This window comes from Psychrobacter namhaensis (assembly GCF_016107545.1).
GTDB lineage: Bacteria > Pseudomonadota > Gammaproteobacteria > Pseudomonadales > Moraxellaceae > Psychrobacter > Psychrobacter namhaensis.
The window spans coordinates 1-1,277 of record NZ_JABASS010000036.1 but is presented as its reverse complement, the minus strand read 5'-3'; the positions used below and the strand labels follow the sequence as shown (position 1 = coordinate 1,277).

General features: G+C 43.1%; 1 protein-coding gene. It reads right to left on the bottom strand.

All coding sequences use genetic code 11. The features are described from left to right. Positions 1–46 precede the first annotated feature (46 nt). A protein-coding gene (locus JFC06_RS12195) for an IS3 family transposase (RefSeq protein WP_198335248.1) occupies positions 47–1,212 on the bottom strand; the annotation gives its coding sequence in 2 pieces (ribosomal slippage) (positions 47–954 and positions 954–1,212; 1,167 coding nt in all). Positions 1,213–1,277: the final 65 nt, after the last annotated feature.

Here is a 1,277-nt window from a genome sequence, read left to right as displayed (position 1 = left end):
TGACCCCTGCCGTCAATCCCGTAGACTTAAACTTGGGAGATTTTAGTTACGCAGCTTGACGATAATAATCAAACCACACCTGTCTTGGCGATTGATAGCCCAAACCCTTTTGAATCCTCGTCTGATTGTAGTACAGCTCGATATAACTGATAATATCATTGATGGCTGTGAACCTTGTTTTATAGTCTTGATGATATACCAGCTCATTCTTTAATACGCCCCAGAAGCTTTCTATCGGAGCGTTATCGAAACAGTTGCCTTTGCCGCTCATTGAGCCTATAAATTGATGCTGCTTAATGGTCGTGTGGTAGGCGTGACTGCAATACTGGCTGCCTCTATCAGAATGCACAATTAGTCCCTTGCTTGGGCGTTTATTCTTAATTGCCATGTTAAGCGCACGACATACTAAATCTGCGGTCATGCGCTTGTTAATAGCGTATCCGACAAGCTCTTTAGTGTATAAATCTTTGACTCCAGCTAAGTACAGCCAACCTTCGTTTGTCCAGATATAAGTAATATCGCTGACCCAAGACTCATTGGGACGCTTGGCGTCAAACTGCTGATTCAGCACGTTGTCATAGACCAGTTTATTGTGATTGGAATCAGTATTGACTTTAAAGCGCTTATGACGACGGCACTTGATGCCGTGTTCCTCTTTAATACTTCTAACCATGTAGGGACTGATGTCATGGCCTTGATCACTTAGATGCGCATGTAGACGATCTACGCCATAACGCTCATATGTTTCAGTATGAGCGGCTTTGACTAGTAGCTCGCAGTGATTACGATGTATCTGCTGATCACTAATGTCACGACTTGACCAGTCATAGTAACTTGATGATTTAACCTTTAATACACGGCACATAGTTGTGATGCTAAATATCTGCTGATTGTCTTTGATAAAAGCGTACTTTACTAGCTGTGCTTGGCGAAGTACGCCGTCGCCTTTTTTAATATCTCGCGCTCCTCCTCAGCAACTTTAAGCTGGCGCTTTAGCCGTTTTACTTCTTCAAGGGCGCTCATAAGATCAGGATCGTATTGTTCAGTGCCCACAAGCTTGCCCTGATTGGCTTTATTCTGCCAGTTAGATAAGGTTTGCATGGCGATCCCGAGCTGCTTTGCAGTAGCTGAAATATTGCCATTATTATCCGCTATCTTCTTGACAGCTTCTGCTTTAAATTCTGTGCTGTAAGTTCTAACTTTCTTGGTCATGGTAAACTCCTCGTTGAGTCGTTAGTTTACCAAGTTTACTTGTACGGTTTCTTCAGCATAGCTCA